Here is a 20,570-nt window from a genome sequence, read left to right on the forward strand (position 1 = left end):
CACATGCAGCAGCGGCACCGAGGGCTCATTCGACAGATGGGCGGGCAGTCATGTTTGCTCTAAGGGGCCGACCACGTGCGCACACTGTCGATCCGAGATGCTGGCAACAGGGCGCCAAGCGGTCGCGCGACGTTTCTCGCAGTTACGGAAAGGGGTCGAGTATGCGCATCTTGGATAATGTGAATGACTTACTTGGGGACGATCTCAAAACTGAGATCACGCCTCAGACGAAGGTGCGTATCGCGGCTTCCACGTTCTCGATCTTCGCGTTCGAAGCTTTGCGTGAGGAATTGGAGCAGGTTTCCGAACTAGACTTCATTTTTACGTCGCCCTCGTTCGTCACAGAAAAAGTGACAGACAAGTTGCGTAAGGAACGTCGCGAGTTCTTTATCCCAGCAGAGCGTGCAGAGTCTAGTCTCTACGGATCGGAGTTCGAGGTTCGGCTCCGGAACAAACTTACCCAGCGCGCGATCGCAAGAGAGTGTGCGGACTGGGTACGTCGAAAGGCGACATTCCGGTCCAACGCTACAGACAGTCGGATGCAACAGTTCGCGGTCGTTGATGACCGCGCCGCATACATGCCCCTGCAAGGATTCACGACAGCGGACCTCGGATACGAACGCGGCAATTCGGTATCGAATATGGTGCACCGGGTTGACGATGCGCCAATGACAACGCAGTATATCCAGCTATTTGATCAAATTTGGAACAATGCTGACCAACTTGACGATGTCACGCAGGTTGTTTATGACCACATTGCGAGTGTCTATGCGGAAAACGCCCCAGCGCGAATTTATTATTTGATTCTCTACAACTTGTTCGCTGAATTCTTGGACGACATCAGTGACGACGTGCTGCCTAACGACCGCACCGGATATCTCGACACGAGAGTATGGCAGAGTCTTTACAATTTCCAGCGCGACGCCGCGACCGGAATAATCAACAAGCTCGAGACATACAACGGCTGCATCCTTGCCGACAGCGTCGGTCTCGGTAAGACGTTCACTGCGCTGGCTGTAATTAAGTACTACGAGCTGCGTAACAGGTCGGTGCTGGTGCTATGCCCAAAAAAGCTGGCCGAAAATTGGACAAACTACAACGCGAACCTGACGACGAATATTTTCGCCGGTGACCGGTTCAATTACGACGTGCTAGCCCACACTGACCTGTCACGAACTCGCGGCGAATCCCTGGGGCTGCGGCTGGACCGGGTCAATTGGGGCAATTATGACCTGGTCGTGATCGACGAGTCTCACAACTTCCGTAATGCTGATTACGCAGAGGAAAAGGAGTCTCGTTACCAACGCCTCATGCGCCAAGTCATTCGTGAGGGCGTGAAGACGAAGGTGTTGATGCTCTCAGCCACCCCTGTTAACAACCGATTCAACGATCTAAAGAATCAACTCCAGCTCGCCTATGAGGGTGAGTCAGAGAACTTAGCTCAGCACCTGAACATGTCGACCACCGTTGAGCGGGTCTTCAAAGATGCCCAGACGGTGTTCAACGAATGGTCTAAGCTCCACCCGGACGACCGCACGTCCAGCCGCATTCTGCAGATGCTCGACTTCGATTTTTTCGAATTACTCGACGCGGTCACTATTGCCCGTTCTCGCAAGCACATTCAGGCGTTCTATGACACGAGCGAGATTGGTGCGTTCCCGAACCGGCTTCCACCGAAGTCGATCCGCGAACCGCTTACCGACTTGCCAGACGTGCCCGGCTTCAATGAGATTTTCGAGCAGCTCCAGCTGCTTACCCTCGCCGTCTACACCCCGCTCGCCTATGTCTTCCCCAGCCGGATCGGGAAGTACGACGATCTCTACAGCGTTGGCGCGCCCGGCGCCACTGCCAATCTGGGACAACGCGGACGCGAGCGTGGCCTCAAGCAGCTTATGACCGTCAACCTCCTTAAGAGGTTGGAGAGCTCGGTCGATGCCTTCCGCCTGACACTCGCCAAGATTGAGGCCACGGTCGACCGAACACTGGACCGCCTGCAGGCCCATAACAATTCCACCCCCGAGCTCGATACAGACCTGTCGGAGCTCGATCTGGATGTAGACGACGAAAATGACGTGAACCTCGAAGCACTCACTTTCGGGAAGAAGATCAAAATCGACCTCGAGGACATCGACGTCGAGTCGTGGCGGAGGGATCTGTGGAACGACCGCGAAACCCTCCGCGTATTGGTAAATGAGATGCGCAAGGTCACTCCGGATCGTGACCTCAAACTTCAAGCACTCAAGCGGCTCATCGAGGACAAAGCCGCCCACCCGATCAACCCTGGCAACCGCAAGGTTCTGGTCTTCTCCGCCTTCGCCGACACAGCGAACTTCCTCTACCGCGAACTCGCACCGACGCTTGCCACGGTCGGGCTGGATACGGCCTTGATCACCGGGGGCGGCCACGCCGCGAAGACGACATTGGGCACCGGCTTCGACTTCCAACAGGTCATGTCAATGTTCTCCCCTCGCTCGAAGCAGCGCCACCTCACAATGCCGACCGAAACACGCGAGGTCGACGTGCTCATCGGCACCGACGTCATTAGTGAGGGCCAAAACCTGCAGGACTGTGACTACCTGATCAACTACGACATCCACTGGAATCCGGTGCGGATCGTGCAGCGGTTCGGCCGCATCGACCGCATCGGCTCGATCAACACCCGCATCCAACTAGTCAACTTCTGGCCCGATATTTCCCTCGACGAGTACATCAACCTCAAAGAGCGCGTCGAGAACCGGATGGTCATCGCCGACCTCGCCGGCACCGCCGACGACAACGTTCTTACCCTCGAAGACTCCGACGCTGCGTTCCGTAAGCAGCAACTGCGCAAACTTCAGGATGAGGTCATCGAACTCGAAGACGTCCGCACCGGTGTGTCCATTACCGACCTCGGACTCAACGACTTCCGAATGGACCTGCTTGGGTACCTCACCGAATACGGCGACTTGGCCACCGCACCGAAAGGCCTTCACGCCGTCGTGCCGGCAGACCCGGACAAGGGACTCAAACCCGGTGTGATTTTCGCGCTGCACAACATCAACGCCGACGAGTCGCAGCTAACCGGACACAGCGGCAACCGTGGCAACCGACTGCACCCGCACTACCTGGTCTATCTCGACGAGCGCGGCGACGTCATCGCAGATCATACCGAGGCCAAGCGTCTGCTCGATCTCATCCGCGCAGGCTGCCGGCCCTACGACCAGCCCGTCAACGACGTGGTCCGTATCTTCAACGGCGCCACCGGCGAGGGCACGGACATGAGCCGGTACTCGCAACTCCTCACCCAGGCGATCCACTCGATGGTCGACGTCACCGAGGAACGCGACATCGACAGCCTTTTCACCGGTGGTCGGACGACCGCCCTGACCCAGACGATCGCCGGGCTCGACGACTTCGAGCTGATTGCGTTCATCGCCGTCGTCGAGTCACACCAGGCAGGTGACGGTCGATGAGTCAGCAGCTGTACCGCTGGCCGGACGCTGCGAAGTTCGGCCGGCGGGTACCCAAGGAGAAGTTCTACGAGCACGGCACCGTTTCGACCGCTCTACGCGAAAAGTTCATCGCCGAAGTGCAGCGCATCACCTGGGCATACAAGCTCGCCGAAACCACGATCAACCTGGCCGGCAGCGCCGCAGTCCCCGAGATCCAAATCTTCGAGATCGACGCGAAGGGCGAGGATGTTTCCGATCCGGTGCTGATCGCGATCGACAAAGCGATCCCGTTCCCGATTGTCCTTGAGATCAATCGCGGCGTTGGTGAGGCCAGAAGCACTCGGATGGTGGCTGCGCACAAGCAACCCAGCTCCGGTGCGCCGAAGATCGGCGCCTACTACAGCACAAATTGGCAGCCCGCCCGGAGCCCGCGCGAACGGCAGCCTCTCCCGACCGCGCTCACTCTGCCCGCCCTCTATACCGCGCTTCTCGCGCCCCTGACACCGGTGGCGGCACGACCGGGTGAGGATCTCGCGGAGGTCGCAGCGAGATTGGAATCGGTGCGCAAGATCGAGCGCGAAATTGCCGTGCTGGAACGCAAACTTCGCACCGAACCCCAGTTCAACCGCAAGGTCGAATTGCGGCGCGCATTGAAGACAAAGCAAGCTGAACTGACCGTGTTGGTCGAAAGGTAGACAGAGCAAACCCGTGGAGAAGTTACGCATGACATCGCCCGACCTGACCGACGCCAACGTCGACAAGCTCGCTGAGTTGTTCCCCAATGTTGTCACCGAGACGCTCGACGCCGAGGGTAACCCGGGGAGAGCCATCGACTTCGATCTCCTCCGCCAGGAGTTGTCGGACCATGTCGTCGAAGGTCCACAGGAGCGCTACCAGCTCGACTGGCCAGGCAAACGCGCCGCAGCCTTCACGGCCAACGCCCCCATCGCGAAAACCCTCCGTCCCGTGCGCGAGGAGTCCGTCGACTTCGACACCACCAGAAACCTTTTTATCGAAGGTGACAACCTCGACGCACTCAAGCTCCTCCAGGAGTCGTACCTCGGCAAGGTCAAGCTGATATATATCGATCCGCCGTACAACACGGGTAACGATTTCGTGTATTCAGATTCGTTCGCGCAGCGCGTCGATGAATATCTACACGCGTCCGGTCAGACCGATGATAGCGGCACTCGACTCATGGCAAACACTGAAGCAAACGGGCGATTTCATTCTGATTGGCTCAGTATGATTTATCCACGGCTCAAACTTGCGCGAAATATGTTGGCCAACGATGGCGTAATTTTTATCTCAATTGACGACAATGAAATCGGGCAGCTCCGTCGGATCTGTGATGAGGTCTTCGGTGAATCGAACTTCCTTGCTCAGATCGTATGGCAGAAGAGAACGTCTCCCGAAGCACGGAAGCGGCTCGGTGCAGGACACGAATACATTGTTGTCTATGCACGTGACTCAGCAGTCGTCGCCGATGCGCTTCTCCCGCTGCCACTTGACGAAAAAGACTGCGCAGCGTTCGGAAACCCGGACAATGACCCGCGCGGTCCATGGGTGTCGTCTGATTTTACTGCGCCCGGCTATCGCCCCAACCAGATGTACCAGATCGTGACACCTTCTGGGCTAGAGGTTGGCCCTCCGCCTGGCCGCTGCTGGATGAATGTGGAATCCGAGTACAAAGCGCAGGTTTCTGAGGGACGATTTTGGTTTGGTCCAGATGGCAAAGGAATTCCGCGCCGAAAGACCTATCTGGCCGAGCGAGATGGTAAGTCAGCTTGGACATGGTGGCCAAACGCTGAGGTTGGACACACGCAGGAAGGGACCCGGGAGGTTCGAGCGCTCTTCGACAAGGACGGACCTACGTACTTCGACTTTCCGAAGCCTGTCCGATTGATGCAGAGAATTGTTCAGCTCGCCACTCACCCTGACCGAGACGAGGTGATCCTGGACTTCTTCGCAGGGTCGGGCAGCATGGCTCATGCCACCATGGCGCAGAACGCTGCTGATGCAGGGAACCGTCGCTTTATCATGGTCCAGATCGGCGAAGTGCCATCTCCAAAATCTGATGCGGCGAAGGCCGGCTACGGGTCGATCGCAAAGATTTCGCTTGACCGCATCCGACGTGCTGCGCGGAAGATCCACGAAGAATACGGCCTAACCAGCGGTGGCTTTGATGCGGGTTTCCGTGCACTCAAAGTCGACACGACGAATATGGCCGGTGTGCTACGCACTCCTGACGAGACCGATCAGCTTTCGCTCTCGGGTCTGCAGGACAGTGTAAAGGCGGACCGCTCGGGCGAAGACCTGCTATTCCAGGTATTGCTCGACTGGGGTCTTGAGTTAACGATGCCCATCGTGGTGGAGCATATCGATGGGCATGAGGTATTCATTGTTGAGGATGGTGCGCTAATCGCCTGTTTCGACCTGGAACTCGGCCCCCAGATTGCGCATCTCATTGCTGAGCGTCAACCCCTACGCGCAGTGTTTCGCGATTCAGGTTTCGCGTCGGATGACGCCCGCATAAATGCGGAACAGGTCTTTCGTGAGGTATCCCCGACCACAGATGTGAAGGCAATCTGACGGCGATGAAGTTTCAATTCAAGGTTCAGCCGTATCAGACCATGGCCGTCGACTCAGTGGTCGACGTGTTCGCCGGTCAGCCTAGGAATGATGGCGTCTCTTATAGGATCGATCCCGGCTACCGTCGGCGGACAGGTGAGAGGGCCATCTACTCCGATTCGGGCCTGCGGAACGGCGAGATCGCGCTGACAGCGATCCAGCTGTTGGAGAACATCCATAAGGTGCAGCGTTCACGAAATATTCCGCTGGCGACCAAGGTTACAGACAGCAAAGCGGCACCGGGGGCGCCGAATTTGGATGTCGAGATGGAGACCGGTACCGGCAAGACTTACGTCTACATCAAGACAATCATGGAGTTGCATAAACGCTACGGCTGGTCGAAGTACATCATCGTCGTTCCGTCGGTCGCAATTCGCGAGGGCGTGAAGAAGTCTTTCGAGATGACGGCCGAGCATTTCCTACAGATGTACGGGACCAAGCCACGCTCGTTCATCTACAACTCGTCCCAGCTGCACGAGGTAGAGCGTTTCAGCGCCGACGCCGGTGTACAGGTGATGATCATCAACATTCAGGCGTTCAACTCATCCGGCAAGGACAACCGCCGCATTTATGACGTACTAGACGACTTCCAGTCCCGCCGCCCGATCGACGTGCTCAAGGCCAATCGACCGATCGTGATCATCGACGAGCCGCAGAAAATCGGTGCGGACAAGTCATTAGCGTCCTTATCCGAATTCAACGCGTTGATGGTGCTGCGCTACTCGGCCACACATAAGGTCGAGCACACCAAAATTTACCGACTCGACGCCCTCGACGCGTATAACCAGAAGCTGGTCAAGAAGATCGCTGTCCGTGGCATCACTGTCAAGGGGTTGGCCGGCTCGACCGCATATTTGTATCTCGATGCCATCGAGATTGCAAAGGGTGCCAAACCCAGGGCCCGGGTCGAGATCGAAGTTCAGACGAAGATCGGCATCAAACGTCAGGTCAAGCGTCTCAACAAGGGTGACAACTTGCATGAGATCTCTGGCGGTATCGAGGCCTATAGGGGCCTCTTCATCACTGACATCGACGCCAACCGGGACGTGATCGAACTCAGCAATGGTGACGTCGTCGTCGCCGGCCAGCTCGCTGACAGTGACGTTACCGAGGAAACGAAGCGCCGCATTCAGGTTCGAGAGGTGATCCGCGCGCACCTAGACAAGGAACGCGAGTTACACGCGCAGGGCATCAAGGTGCTGTCCCTATTCTTCATCGACGCGGTCGCGAAGTATCGAGACTACGACCGCGAGGACACTCTCGGCGACTACGCCCGCTGTTTTGAGGACGAGTATGCGCTGATCCGCGACGAGGTACTCGGTGAACTCGCTCTCGACGATGCCACCACGGCGTACCAAGAGTACCTGCGCCGCGATGACGTCCGTGCGGTCCACGAGGGTTATTTCTCGATCGACAAGAAGACCAATCGTCAGATCAACGGCAGGGTCAGCGGCCGGGGCGATGACAAGGGCGAGTCCACTGACACCGACGCCTACGACCTGATCCTCAAGAACAAGGAACGGCTGCTGTCGCTTGACGAACCGGTGCGTTTCCTATTCTCTCATTCGGCGTTACGCGAGGGTTGGGACAATCCCAACGTCTTCGTCATGGGTATGCTGAAAAAGAGCGAAAACACTATTTCCCGCCGCCAGGAAATTGGCCGAGGCCTGCGCCTGGCGGTCGATCAGCACGGCGTACGCATGGACAACCCGGTCATCGTGCACGACATAAACGAGCTGACCGTCGTCACTGACGAGTCCTACACCGACTTCGTCACCGGGCTCCAGCAGGAGATCGCACAATCGCTTTCGTCTCGCCCTCGCAAAGCGAACGTCGAATTCTTCTTAGGAAAAACCATTCAGACTCCAGCGGGAGAGTCCGTGGTCGAGCATGCACTTGCGCAGGAGCTGTACAAATACTTAGAGGAGAACGGCTACCTCAATGCTGACGACACCGTCTCTGACGCTTTTAAGAAAGCAAAAGACGCCGACACACTCGCGGAACCCACCTCGGAGCTACTCAAGCCGCTCATCGTCGCGGCACTCCCGCTCGTGGACGCACTATATCTGGATGTGACAGTCATCGGAGAGGACAGTCGCAAGCCGAAAAGAATTCCTCTCAACGAAGCCAACTTCGCTAAGAAGGAGTTCCAGGAACTCTGGAACAGGATCAACCACAAAGCCGTCTACCAGGTCCAGTTCAATTCTAACGAGCTAATCCACAAATGCATTCGGTCACTGGACTCACTTCTCCACGTCGCCACTATGCAGTAAGTCGTTGAGGCCGGCCAGCAACGCAACGAACTCAAGGTTGGCGACCTCACGAGTGGCGCAGCGTTCGGCGCTTCGCATACGACGACGCACACAGAGACCGCTAGCGCAGGCTCCCAGGTAAGATATGACCTTCTCGGGGAGATCACCGAGAAGACACAGCTCACCCGCCGTACTGCGGCCGCAATCCTTAGAGGGGTTACACCGGCGACATTCGCGAAATTTCGGCTCAACCCGGAGCAGTTCATCACCGAAGCCGCACGGCTCATCAACGAGCAGAAGGCCACCGTGATCGTCGAGCACCTGACCTACGACTCTCTCCAAGACCGTTTCGACTCGGCAATTTTTACGGAAAACCAAACGAAGCAAGACTTCGCGCAAGCCGGCGAGGAGTTGAAGAAGCACGTTTACGACTATGTTGTCACGGACTCCAAAATAGAACGCGACTTTGTGACTGAGATCGAGACTAGCAACGAGGTCGAGGTCTATGCGAAACTACCGCGGGGTTTCTCCATCCCAACGCCGGTCGGAGATTACAACCCAGACTGGGCGATCGCCTTCACCGAGGGCAGCGTCAAACATGTGTACTTCGTAGCCGAGACAAAGGGTTCACTATCAAGCCTGCAGCTCAAAGGGATAGAGAACGCCAAGATCGAATGTGCACGTAAGTTCTTCGCCACTATCAGAGAGAAGAATGGCCAGGACGTCGCTTACGATGTCGTCACCAACTACAGCGAATTGATGCAGCTTGTGAAGAAATAGCCGAGGTGAATGGCCGCCCTCTCCTTGTGTATTGAGGCGGCCTCTCCTCGCTGGCCGCCGGGGCGTATCTGAACCCTATAGTCGCGACGGATTGAGCAGCGGTCTGCAGGCCGAGGCAGAATGTCCAAACGCACCCGGTTCGGTTGGGCGACAAAGTAACTCGATTGACTTTGACGTGGGTAGCAAGCGGCGGAGACATGCAAGATGCTCATGACAGTTTCGACCGAACAAATGCCGGCCGTGTATCGTCAGAACCGACTATCCGGTATAGACGGGTGAGTAGCGCATGAACTATTTCGAGAACTGAGGGATGCCGTTCGCCGTGCTAGGGCCAAAAGCCGCTCGCCCGAGTAGACAGTTAGCGTGAACAGCCAAGGTGCTATTCGAGACGTTCTTGGGGATCTCGCATGACACGGTGGAGTCGCGAACACGCAGGTCCTCGCGCTCGATCTGGCGGTCGCACAACTTGCTGGACCGACAGTGGGCGCCCCGACCCCCTCTACTGGCAGGTCCCCGATAGTCGGACCACCTCGTTCTAGAGCCACGGTGTGATTGGTTTCAGTCGATCTCGAAACCCTCGACCGGTTGGTGGTTGTGGGCGCATTGCGCAGCGTACGCCCCCGCAAGCGGGAGGGACCCACGCGCCGGTGTGAGGTAGCCGAGCGACGAGTGGCGATGCCGATTGCCCAAGGTCGCCTTTTAGTGGCTCTTCCGGTTTTAGAGTGCACCGAGTGCTCGGGTGAGGTTGCCGCAGTGCAGCAGTGATCGGATGCGGTAGTGGGTGAGGTTCCGGAATCCGAGGCAGTTGCGGCGTAATGCTTCTAGCCGGCCGTTGATCGCTTCGGTCGGCCCGTTCGACGCACGGTGGGTGAAGTACGCCAGGATGTCCGCGCGCCGTCTGTGCAGCGTGCGGCCGAGCTGGGCGAGCTCCTCGAGGCCGTCCGGGACGCCGATGCGGATCGTGTCGATCAATCGAGTCAGAATTCGGTATCCCCGTTTCGGGTCGGGTTGCCCGTACGCAGAAATCGACCGCTGATACACCGACCACGTCACCTCCACCGGAATATGGTTCGGATCGGCGAATGTTGCTAACAGACGGGCAGTTTGGCGCTCGGACAGCAGCGAATGCCGTGTCCGCAGGATACGCCGGGTGCGGTAGAGCGGGTCCCCTGTGCGGCCGCGGTGCCCGCACGTGTCCTGCTGCACCCGCTGGCGGCACAGGTCGAGCTTCGTCCCGGCGAGTGCGACGACGTGAAACGGGTCCATCACCGCGATCGCGTCCGGAACTGCGGTGAGAGCGGCAGTCTTGTACCCGCCGAACCCATCCATCGCCACTACTTTCACCCCGGTCCGGAACGCAGGAGTGCGCTGTCGAGCCACCCGGTGAGCGCGGCAGCAGCCCGGCCGGGCACCAGGTCCAGCAACCGCGCAGGCCCGGATCCCTCCACGACTGGAGTCAGGTCCACGATCACGGTGACGAACCCGTCGCCGGCCGCGCGGCGAGTGTGCGCCCACCGGTGCTCATCGACCCCGATCACCCGCACGTCATCGAAGCGAGCGGTGTCCGCGGCGACGAGTGCGGTGGTGGCATCGATTGCGATCGTTGACGGTGTCCCACGACAGACCCAGTTCACGGGCGATCGCAGCGACGGTGGTGTGGTCCGACATCAGCCTACGCATGACGTACTTCGCGCAACGGCGAGTTGTGGACCATCCTGGCCGAGCGAGGCGATCGGTGTTGTGACAGAACACTTCCCGTATGCACGAGGCGTCGGTGCACAGGTAGCGGGGGACGCGCACCCGCAACTGTAGTGGGTGCCCGGCGACGGGCACGTCGACGACTCTGCGTTCGATACGGTCCCGGTACCTCCCGGCGGTGCCGCACCCAGGGCACCGATCCGGTCCAGAGGTGATGAGCTCGCAGAACACGACGGTGGTGTCGCCGTCGATCGCCGCGTCGCCGATCGTGACACCCAATTCGACGGTGCGCATGATCGTGTCTGCAACGACAGAGCCGACGATGACAGTATTCTCGGACGCAGGGCTCCCCGGTGATCGAAGGTGTTCGTGTAGGAACCTTCATCTTCGGACTCCGGGGGCCCGCTTCAGCACAACGACACGCCACCCAACGGGGCCTACCGCGCCCTCACTTGCACGTCATCTCCGGAAGAGCTGGTTACCTCACGACCGCGGCGTACGCTGACCGTCTGCGGCCGTGAACCAAGGGGCTTGCCACATCGGCTTCGAGCGGAATCGGTTGCTGTGAGATCCGACAGCCAGTCCAGCACCGGTGGGTATGCGAGGCAGCGCGTTGCAATGCGCTAAGACCTATTTCATCCATACGTGAGTCGTGCCGGTGTGTCGCACCGCGTGGTCAGTTTCCCGTGACTAGAATCGCCTAGCCCAGAGTTACGTCGCAGTCAGGAGAGCGCAGTGGACTTCGAGTATCCCGACGTTGTTGATTTAACAGCTCGACTTTCTGCTGTAGCGCAGCAAGACGATCAAAAACTAGTCATCATCTTAGGGTCTGGACTGAGTGTAGAATTCATGCCCGGAGTCGAGGACCTAACTCTCCGGTTTCGTAACATGCTGTCTACCGCAGGTCGCGCTAGATTCGACGAGCGAGTAACGCCTCTAATAGGCACAGGCCTGGGGTACCAGAATGCCGCCGCAATTCTCAAAAACCAAATGGGCGACAAGGCGGTGCAGCGGGTAATTCGAGAGTCGGTGCTTGATTGTTGTACGTCGATCTCGCGCGAAGAAAAGTCCAGGGCGATTAACGACATCGGGTTCGCTAAATTGATCGAGCGGGACCATGATTGGAAAATTCCGCAGGCTACTGCAAGGTTTGCTGAATTTTATGCCGGGCTTCCCGATCTCGTAAGAGGCCCGATTGTGACTACCAATTTCGATCCGTTTATCGAAATCGCGCTGCGTCAGATTGGGGTATCTGCGGAAGCCGTTCCCATATCCTTCGACACGGTGCCGAATGCTGAGCAGCTCTCAGAAAAGACCGCATGTCAAATCTTGCATATTCATGGATTCTGGCGTTCAAACGTCTCGCTTAACACTATTTCGCAATTAACCCGAGCGCGGCCGGCCGTTTCACGCTTGGTGCGGAACATGTTTCAGAACGCTCTGATTCTGGCGGTGGGTTATGGAGGTTGGCGCGACGCGTTCATGTCTTCGCTGGAGGAATGCATCAAAGAGGACGACCTTTACGATAGCGAGCTATGCTGGGCCGCTTACGATGCAGATCCGACAAAGTCTCTTGACAATGAGATTCTAGGTTCGTTAGATGGTCGTTCTGGATTCACACTATACGTTGGAATAGATGCGCTAGAGCTGTTTAGTGGTGCGATTGCAGACAGTGGAACCAATGGCGAACCTCTTGTCGGTCCGCCAGGGTACTTTCGACTCCCCGTTAAAATCGATGGGAACGCCGATGACAATAGACTGACGTTTGCAGACGGTGGTCAACCGCAGTGGAAAGACGCCGTATTCGAAGAATGGCCATTGCTCGAAAGTGGCCAAGAATTACTTGGTGAGCTTCGTAAAGTATTAGAATCTGGTGGTGGTGGGGGCGCGGTTGCGATTGGACCAATGGGAGAGGGAAAGTCAATTGCGCTGAAACAAGTTGCGCTGCAAGCGGCTTCATTGTTTGAAGAAGAATGGACATTTTTTTGGCGGGAGGCTGGTGCGCCTCAACTCACTGCTGAATGGATTTCTGAGGCGAGGCAAAGGTACGGCAAGATATGTCTCTGCGTTGACGATGCGGATTTGGTCGCCGACAGTATCGGCTCTTCGCGCAGAGCCTGGGCTGGTACAGGGAGTGGTGTCGCGTTCTTGTTAGCGAGTCAAGATAGGCTTTGGTGGCCCAGAGCCGCATCCGTCCACACCGAGCTTGAGGTGGTCATATTCCATGGTCTGAAAGATTCCGATGCGCATGCGATTGCGTCGTCCTGGGTAGAAAAAGGGTTACTTGGCCAGATTGAGGAAGACGCGAAGAATCAAGTGGTGAGTCGGTACTCGACGCGTTTGCAAGCGTCCGCCTCAAGTTTAGACGGTGTCGCAGACGACACTCTCATGGGTGCGGTCTTGGACGTGCGTTTTACTCAGGGTCTCCGAGAGCGAATAGTCGATCTGGTCGACAAATTAATGCGAATTCCTGCGTCGAACGAGGTGGACGTTACGATTGCTGATGTATTCGGGGCGATTTGCTTGATGCAGGACATGTTCGATCGCAATGGCAACCTCTCGCGCGGATTGTCGCGTGCTGTGATCAATAAAATGATCCCGTCGGAAGACCTACTGTTTGATGCAAAAATCCTCAAAATTCTCGGTCGTGAAGCGCTTATTTCGCTGGCGGGAAATCGCGTTTATGCGAGACACCAGTCGATTGCACGAGTAGTCGTGGAAGATTTGCGAACGCGCCTGCGAATGTCGCACATATGTATGGTTGTGGCTAAAGCGGGAGCGGCGTGCAAACGCGATCGCGAAGTAAATCTTGATGAGTACCGTGACGCTTTCTTGATCGGGAAACTGCTGAAAGACGAGGCGGAGATTCGAGCGGCGGCTACCGGAGCTGTAGCTGGTTATCCTGCCTTATTGCAAGCTCGCATAAACTACGCATCGCAAACGCGTGCCTTCGCCGCAGCGGGATCCTTTGAGAACTTCGGCACTCTTGCCCAGAATCTAGACTCTTTTGATGACACTAGTAGTGTTCTGCGTATTTTCTTGAACGAGTATTCGCAGTTGGCAAGGAGGAATGATGAACCGCAGTTGGGGTTAGGGCTTTCGCTTCTCAGTTTGCTCGATGGGTTCCCGTACGAGCTAGAGTCGGAGCAAGCGGCCTACGGACTAAAAAGCTTAATAGATTGTTCACTTGCAATTCGAAAGCAGGCAGGTGGCATCGCAAAGGAACTGCCTGAAGTCGGCTTTAGCCTCCTGGTACACGTCAGAGGTCTAGCAGCCGCCAAAGTTCATATTCGAGTTGCCGATCTAGATTCGGCTATTCTGCAGTCGTGGATGGATTGCGAAATGAATAGATGTGTTCAATACTTACAGGCAAATGCTGCTAGCTTTGCGAATGAGGCTAGGATGCGGCTGAACTCTAGCCAACTGCCCAGGTCTGGCACTGCCCTACTGGGTTTGAAACGCTTGGAATCAAATGTAGCGTAGGCCAGAGCCTGGAAATCGAGTTGGGCTGTGCTGCGGGCGACGGCGACGGTTAGTTGCACATCTGCGGACGCTGTGAAGGGATTCTAAGTGTGACCTGGTGTGCTATTATTTGATATTCCAGGCGCACTTTTCGAGTGACCGTGAGGAGTTGGCAAGGTCCGTTCGGTGGCCAAGATCAAGTTGTCGAAGCGGCGCAACTGTTAAATGACTAGAAGTTGTGCACCCAGAACCCCCACCTCGGATCACCCATCTTAATTCTCGCCCTGGCCAACTTCCACGACCCATATTTGTGGTAGTCGAAGTCCCAGGCGTCGGAGAGCTTGTGGTTCACACATCCCCAGAGTCCCCATTTAACGTCGGCGAGGAAGCTGCACACCTGGACCCGTGAGACCATGGACCACTCCGCCCGGCCGAAGAACTCCTCGATCAACTCCATGATCTGCTGCTCGCCGTAGAACATCTCGGTGACCAAGACGGCCAGCTCGTAGGCCCGGTCATTGTTCGACGCGAACTCGTAGTCCACCAACTTCATCGGAATGCCGTCACCGATGAGAATGTTCCCGGGCATCGGGTCGTTATGGCACGCAACCAGATCCAAGCCGCCCGCCAACATCGCCGCCTTGACCTGCCGGTACTCGGTCAGAATCACTTCGGCATCGCGCGGGAGTCGCACACCCAGCTCGGCGACCTGCTCAAGATGCTCGTCGATCATGTCGAAGATCGTCTTCGTCACGCTCAGCTTGCTGCCCGAATGCAACGTCCGATACACATCGATCATCCCCAGAGGAATCTCCGGCCGCTTCAGGTCACCGTTCGTGCAGGCCCGATAGCCTTCCAGGAACTCGATCACCTCGACACCGGTGACCGGATCGAACAGCACCACCTCCGGACCGATACCCAGAGCACCGGCGCGTCGGGCAGCCTCGTTCGCGAGCGAACGGTCGATGAACGAATCCGTCCCGCTACCCGGCAGTTTCATGAAGTAACGCTTCGATTTCCCCTCGACGGTGATGCGCCAGTTGCTGTTCATCAGCCCACCGGGCACGGGGGAGTAGGTCATACCCAAGCCTTCCCACTCAGGAATGGACGCCAGAGCCTTCTCGACCTGCCGCTCGGCTTCGGTGCGGGCGGATCCGATCGCGATGTCGTTCATGGTCACCTCAGATGTTTCGGATACGGTCGTCGAAATGCGGATCGCGCAGGCCCGCTCGCGCGCGGAGGAACTGCCAGTCGGAGAACTTCGAATACTCATGCGTGCCGGGGCGAACGGCGTCGGCGTACAGGCCGATCAGCGCCCAGCGCAGCGAGTCGGCGATGCCGTAAATGCGGGCGCGGTCGAACAGCGCACTGTCGAACGACCCCCACGCCATCTCGAACACCTCGCGCGCATCGGAGTCGAACGGCCGGAGCTCCGCCAACAACACACCGATGTCCTGCAGCGGATCCATCAAAGCCGCGACATCCCAGTCGACCAACTTGAAGCTGCCGTCGTCCAGTACCAGCACGTTCGACACGTTGCCGTCGCCGTGGCAGGGGACGAGGTCGTAGCCGGCTGCCTCGATGCGCGCCTGGGCGGGCGCGAGAGTGCGCGTCATCCAGACGAAGTCGGCAGGCAACACGCCACCGACCTGGGCGATCAACGCGCGGATCGCGGCGATGTCGTCGAACACCGATGCCCGACGCGTCACACCGCCCAAACCGTGCACGGACTTGCGCAGCGCAACGAGTTTCTCGACGACCGCATCGTCGTCGAACAGATCGAGCGTTGCGGTCGAGGAGGCACCGGTGAAGTCCTCCATGACCAGCACGCCCGACTCGGCGTCAGAGATGAAGACCGTCGGCCCGATGCCGGCGTCGCCGGCTGCGGTAGCGGCTGCGAACGACGATACGAGGTCGACGTAGTCCCGCGCATGCGGCTCCATGACCTTCACGAACGCCGCAGAACCGGCGGAGGCGTTGGGCACGGTGGACCGCGCCGAGTACCGCTCGGAATCAGCACCCCACCAGCTCGGGCTTGCCATCGTTGTCGCGGGATCGAGCGACACGTCGGCGGCATTCCAGATACCCAACTGGCTCAGAGTCTCTCGTACTGTCATGCACTTGCTCCGATCTTCTCTGCCGCGACATCCGTCGGCCAAGCCATGTCGAATTCGCGTGCACCTTCGAGCCATTTCGTCAGCCGCAGCACCGCTTGGTCGGCGAAACGTGGCCCGGCGACCTGAATCCCGATGGGCATCTGCTCGGCGAAACCGAAGCAGATCGACGACGCAGGCTGCGCCGTCTGGTTGAACCACGCCGTGAAACTGCAGTGCGCCAACGGCTGTGCAGCATCGAGCCCGACCGCTTCGGCACCGAACCCGATCGTCGGAATCACCGGGCTGATCACGAAGTCGAACTCACCCGTCTTCGCCCGCACGATCTCCTGTGCACGCATCACCGCGTCGGTATCCCGAGAGAACTGCGCGGCAGTGTATTTCGCCGCCCCGGAGGCCCAGACGGCGACGGCTGGGAGCACCTCGGACCGACGCGCTTCCGGAATCGACTCCCACTCCGTCCGAGCTCGTACTTGGAACAGTCGATCGAGAGCCGGGTACGGATCCTCACCGAAGATCGGCGGCATCTCGGCGACAACGGCACCCGCTGCCTGCAGATGGCTTGCTGCAGAACGAACGACGGGGAGTACGTCGTCGGAAATGGTTGTGCCGTAGCCCATGTCGAGCATGACGCCGATGCGAAGTCCGGCAGGGCTGATAGGCGCGTGTATGTCGGCGGTGTCCTCGTAGGGCAGGCTCCAGGTGTCCCGCGGATCGGGGCGGGTGATGACGCGATACAGATCGATGAGGTCGTCGACGGTGCGGGCCATGGGTCCGGCGGACCGCATCGTCGACGGCGCGAGATGCGGGATGCGCCCCTGCGTCGGCTTCAACGCGACCAACCCGCAGTGACCGGCCGGCAACCGGACGGACCCGGCGATATCCGAACCGACAGAACCGAACCCGATTCCCGACGCCAGCGAGGCCCCCGCACCGGAACTCGACCCGCCGGTGTTGCGGGAGAGATCCCACGGGTTCCGCGTGATCCCGTACAGGGAGCTGACGCCTGCGGCCATCATGCCCATGTCGGGCATCGTGGTCTTGCCGACGACGACCGCGCCCGCCTCCTTCAGCCGCGCAGCCGGGGGAGCGTCGACGGTCGACATCGGCAGGTCCGCATTCGCTTTCACACCGTGCCGCCATGGCATACCGACCGCATGGATGCTGTCCTTGATCGTGACGGGAATGCCGTCGAGATCCGACAGCGCACGCCCGGTCCGGAGCCGGTTGGTCGCGTCCTGGGCGGCCTTTCTGGCACCGGGCTCGTCGATGTACGCGATCGCGTTGATCAGCGGATTCGTCGTCGCGATGTGGTCGAGGGTGGCGTCGAGGACGTCGGTGGGTGTCGACTCACCACTCGCGAAACTCGCACGGAGCTCCGCAGTGGTCTTGGTCAGCAGGGGATTGGTCAACGGAAGATCCTTCTACGAACTGGTCGCGATGTCGCCACGGACCAAGCGAGCCACGGTTTCGGTGAGCATCCGCACGCCGTCGACCATGTCGTCGTCGTGCGTCAGCTCCTTCTCGCTGTGGGAGATGCCGTCGACGCTGGGGACGAACAGCATGACCGTCGGCACGATGTCCTTCATGTTCACCGAGTCGTGGCCGGCCATCGTCAGCATGCGTCGATACGACAGACCCAGGTCGGTGGCGGCCTTCTCGGCGAGTTCGACGCCCTCGCCCTGATAGCTGGTCGACGGCCGCAGCGACGAGGTGTCGATGCTGACCTGCACCTCGGTCTCCTGCTCGATGGCGTCGAGCAGCATCGCGTGCGCCTGCTCGAGAACGTCGGGATCCGACGACCGGATGTCGATCGCCATCGTGACCTTCGACGGAACGACGATGGGCGAGTTGGGCTCCACATCGAATTGGCCGACGGACGCGAGAAGGAGTCCGTCGTCGAACTTCGTCGTGAGTTCTCTGGCGGCGACGACGATTTTGCTGGCTCCGACGAGGGCGTCGTGCCTCATTGCCATATGCGTTGCGCCGGTGTGTGATTGTTCGCCGTGCACGGTGATCGAGTACTTCCGCGCCGCCCAGTTGGCCGTCACGATCCCGATCGTGGTGTCTTCCTTCTCGAGGATGGGGCCCTGTTCGATGTGGATCTCGGCGTAGAACGCGGCGGGGGGCGGAGTGCCGTCACCGTGGAAACCGATGTCGGACAGTGCCTCTCGGATGGTGACGCCAGCCCTGTCGGTGATGTTCAAGGTGTCCTCGACGTCGAACTTGCCGATGTACACCCCGCTTCCCATGACACTGGGGGAGAAGCGCGAACCCTCCTCGTTGAACCAGTTGACGGCTGCAACGTTGAATTGCGGAGTCAGAGAACCCTGTTCGACGCGGTCCGCGATCTCCCGGGCGGCGTGGGCGGCGGCGAGAACACCGTAGGCGCCGTCGAACTTCCCGGCCGTCGGTTGGCTGTCGAGATGCGAGCCGACGAGCACGTACGGGGCGCCGGGTACGAACTCGATGGCCCCGTACATGTTGCCGACGGGATCGACCACGGTGGTGAGGCCGTGCCGGTCGAACCAGTCGGCGAGGAACCGCCTGGTCAGACCGTCTTCCGCGGTCGCTGCCTGCCGGTCGACGCCACCTGCTGCGGTGGCGCCGAACGAGGACATGGTCGTGAAGTCGTCGAGAAAGGTCATCAAATCTTCTCCGGTGAGGCGATTTCCTGGATCTGTCCTTCCATGGACAGATCAGCGGGTGCGGTGCGGGTGGGGCGCTTGCCGACCTCGAACATTGCGTCGACGCGTGCTTTCTCCTCGTCCGTCGTTCCGGTCGCCTTGGAGACGATGAGGAAGACAGCGAGGTTGACGGCCATGCCGACGACGCCGCCGGTGAGGCTGCCGAGGCCGGGGATGTCGTCGGGGTAGATCGCGGTGAGCACGAGAGCGGTAACGAAGCCGCTGATCATGCCGGCGACCGCGCCCTTGCCGTTGCCGCCGCGCCAGAAGACGCCGAGGAACAGAGGAACGGCAAGCTGGACGACGCCCTGGTACGAGATCTGCGCGAGGAGTTGCAGCCGCGTCATGTTGAACGTGGCGTAGGCGACGATGGCGGCCAGAGCCATGAACGCGAGCATGCTTCCCTTGGCGACCTTGGTGAGCTGGCTGTCGGTCAGGGGACGCTTCTCGGAGTTGACGAGGTCGTTGGCGATCTGCAGGCCACACACCTGGACGCTGCCGTCGATGTGGCCCATGGACGCTGCGAACACCATGCAGGCGCCTAGGCCGAGAAGCCATGTGCCGCCGTAGCTTTCCATGATCGTGAACCAGCCGGTCTGCGGCGACTCCGCGACACCGACCATGACCGAGCCGGCGATGCCGACGAGCATGAGCAGCGAGTAGAAGACACCGGAGATCAGGACGGTGCGAATGGTGCCGGACTTCACAGCGCGGACGCTGGCGGCGGTGTAGATGCGCTGGAAGCTGGTCGGCCAGCAGAGCGATCCGACGACGCCGGTGAAGATGAGCGCGAACAGGTAGAACGGGCCGTAGGCGTCGCCGTCACCGGGGACGCGCAGGTACTCGTCGGCGACATCGCCCAAGGTGGCGAAGCTGATCGGGCCGCCGGCGACACCGGACAGCAGGATCAGGCAGAGCGCCGCGGAGAAGACGTACGCGACGAGGCCCTGGAACATGTCGGTCATGATCAGGCCGCGCATGCCCATCTTGACGGTCCAGTACTGGCGGATGACGATGACTGCGAGTCCGACGAACAGGCACGTCGTAACCGACCATGCGCCGGCCGTCGCGACCTGGAAAACCTCGCCGAGTGCCTGCATGCCGAGGACGACCCACGGGAACAGCGAGACGATACCGATGACGCTGGCGACGATCTTGGTGCCGCGCGAGTTGAAGCGCAGGCCCAGCAGGTCGGGCTGCGAGCGGAGGTTGTACTTCGCGCCCCAACGCCAGGCGCGGGTGGCCATGAAGTACATCATCGCGACGCCGAGGCTGGAGTAGGCGAGACCGTAGAGGCCGAACACGCCTGCACCGCTGGCCAATCCGAAGAAGGCGATGAACACCGAGCCGGGCCACCACGAGTTGACGTAGCTCATCGCGACGTACCAGGGGCCGTAGCTGCGGCCGCCGACGGAATACTCGTCGAACGATGGGCTTGTCTTCTGTTGCGTGGTGTAGAGGATGAAGATGACGATGGCGTAGAAGACCGCCAGCATTCCCAGCATGATCAACATG

At 59.2% G+C, this 20,570-nt stretch carries 11 protein-coding genes and 1 pseudogene; 6 read left to right on the forward strand and 6 right to left on the reverse strand.

Annotation, left to right across the window (positions count from 1 at the left end):
- Window positions 1–161: 161 nt before the first annotated feature.
- From A3K89_RS21435 to A3K89_RS26745, 5 genes are all read left to right on the forward strand, one after another.
- Window positions 162–3,452: a helicase-related protein gene (locus A3K89_RS21435; protein WP_068430405.1), complete on the forward strand. Its 3,291-nt coding sequence runs from the start codon at window positions 162–164 to the stop codon at window positions 3,450–3,452.
- Window positions 3,449–4,126, forward strand: a complete 678-nt coding sequence (locus tag A3K89_RS21440; RefSeq protein WP_068430407.1) for a DUF4391 domain-containing protein — start codon at window positions 3,449–3,451, stop codon at window positions 4,124–4,126. The genes A3K89_RS21435 and A3K89_RS21440 overlap by 4 nt, the downstream gene beginning before the upstream one ends.
- A gap of 28 nt (window positions 4,127–4,154) precedes the next feature.
- Complete coding sequence (locus A3K89_RS21445) at window positions 4,155–6,023, forward strand: site-specific DNA-methyltransferase (protein ID WP_206030539.1); 1,869 nt, start codon at window positions 4,155–4,157, stop codon at window positions 6,021–6,023.
- A gap of 5 nt (window positions 6,024–6,028) precedes the next feature.
- Complete coding sequence (locus A3K89_RS21450; protein ID WP_254303620.1) at window positions 6,029–8,335, forward strand: DEAD/DEAH box helicase family protein; 2,307 nt, start codon at window positions 6,029–6,031, stop codon at window positions 8,333–8,335.
- A gap of 285 nt (window positions 8,336–8,620) precedes the next feature.
- On the forward strand, window positions 8,621–9,094 hold the full coding sequence (locus tag A3K89_RS26745; protein ID WP_254303621.1) for a restriction endonuclease: 474 nt from the start codon (window positions 8,621–8,623) through the stop codon (window positions 9,092–9,094).
- A gap of 717 nt (window positions 9,095–9,811) precedes the next feature.
- On the opposite strand, the pseudogene A3K89_RS21455 reads toward A3K89_RS26745, so the two are convergent.
- A pseudogene (locus A3K89_RS21455) lies at window positions 9,812–11,086 on the reverse strand (ISL3 family transposase).
- A 441-nt stretch (window positions 11,087–11,527) separates the two neighbouring features.
- Between A3K89_RS21455 and A3K89_RS25595 the strand changes: the two are divergent.
- On the forward strand, window positions 11,528–14,275 hold the full coding sequence (locus A3K89_RS25595) for a P-loop NTPase (RefSeq protein ID WP_084423935.1): 2,748 nt from the start codon (window positions 11,528–11,530) through the stop codon (window positions 14,273–14,275).
- 208 nt (window positions 14,276–14,483) lie between these two features.
- On the opposite strand, the gene A3K89_RS21465 is transcribed toward A3K89_RS25595, so the two are convergent.
- Genes A3K89_RS21465 through A3K89_RS21485 form a run of 5 tightly spaced genes read right to left on the reverse strand, consistent with a single transcriptional unit; the run spans window position 14,484 to window position 20,569 of the window.
- Complete coding sequence (locus A3K89_RS21465) at window positions 14,484–15,428, reverse strand: choline/ethanolamine kinase family protein (RefSeq protein WP_068430593.1); 945 nt, start codon at window positions 15,426–15,428, stop codon at window positions 14,484–14,486.
- A gap of 7 nt (window positions 15,429–15,435) precedes the next feature.
- Window positions 15,436–16,371, reverse strand: a complete 936-nt coding sequence (locus tag A3K89_RS21470; RefSeq protein ID WP_068430416.1) for a phosphotransferase family protein — start codon at window positions 16,369–16,371, stop codon at window positions 15,436–15,438.
- A complete protein-coding gene (locus tag A3K89_RS21475) occupies window positions 16,368–17,780 on the reverse strand; it encodes an amidase (RefSeq protein ID WP_068430419.1) in 1,413 nt (470 codons plus the stop codon). The genes A3K89_RS21470 and A3K89_RS21475 overlap by 4 nt, the downstream gene beginning before the upstream one ends.
- A gap of 12 nt (window positions 17,781–17,792) precedes the next feature.
- Window positions 17,793–19,016, reverse strand: a complete 1,224-nt coding sequence (locus A3K89_RS21480; protein WP_068430422.1) for a M20 family metallo-hydrolase — start codon at window positions 19,014–19,016, stop codon at window positions 17,793–17,795.
- On the reverse strand, window positions 19,016–20,569 hold the full coding sequence (locus A3K89_RS21485; protein WP_068430425.1) for a sodium:solute symporter family protein: 1,554 nt from the start codon (window positions 20,567–20,569) through the stop codon (window positions 19,016–19,018). The genes A3K89_RS21480 and A3K89_RS21485 overlap by 1 nt, the downstream gene beginning before the upstream one ends.
- Window position 20,570: the final 1 nt, after the last annotated feature.

Origin of the sequence: Rhodococcoides kyotonense, assembly GCF_001645385.1 — a bacterium.
GTDB classification, from domain to species: Bacteria; Actinomycetota; Actinomycetes; order Mycobacteriales; family Mycobacteriaceae; genus Rhodococcoides; species Rhodococcoides kyotonensis_B.

Bases quoted from the DNA above. Each gene is read 5' to 3' on its own strand.
- A3K89_RS21435 (WP_068430405.1), top strand. From the start codon at position 162: ATGCGCATCTTGGATAATGTGAATGACTTACTTGGGGACGATCTCAAA.
- A3K89_RS21440 (WP_068430407.1), top strand. From the start codon at position 3,449: ATGAGTCAGCAGCTGTACCGCTGGCCGGACGCTGCGAAGTTCGGCCGG.
- A3K89_RS21445 (WP_206030539.1), top strand. From the start codon at position 4,155: ATGACATCGCCCGACCTGACCGACGCCAACGTCGACAAGCTCGCTGAG.
- A3K89_RS21450 (WP_254303620.1), top strand. From the start codon at position 6,029: ATGAAGTTTCAATTCAAGGTTCAGCCGTATCAGACCATGGCCGTCGAC.
- A3K89_RS21465 (WP_068430593.1), bottom strand. From the start codon at position 15,428: ATGAACGACATCGCGATCGGATCCGCCCGCACCGAAGCCGAGCGGCAG.
- A3K89_RS21470 (WP_068430416.1), bottom strand. From the start codon at position 16,371: ATGACAGTACGAGAGACTCTGAGCCAGTTGGGTATCTGGAATGCCGCC.
- A3K89_RS21480 (WP_068430422.1), bottom strand. From the start codon at position 19,016: ATGACCTTTCTCGACGACTTCACGACCATGTCCTCGTTCGGCGCCACC.
- A3K89_RS21485 (WP_068430425.1), bottom strand. From the start codon at position 20,569: ATGTTGATCATGCTGGGAATGCTGGCGGTCTTCTACGCCATCGTCATC.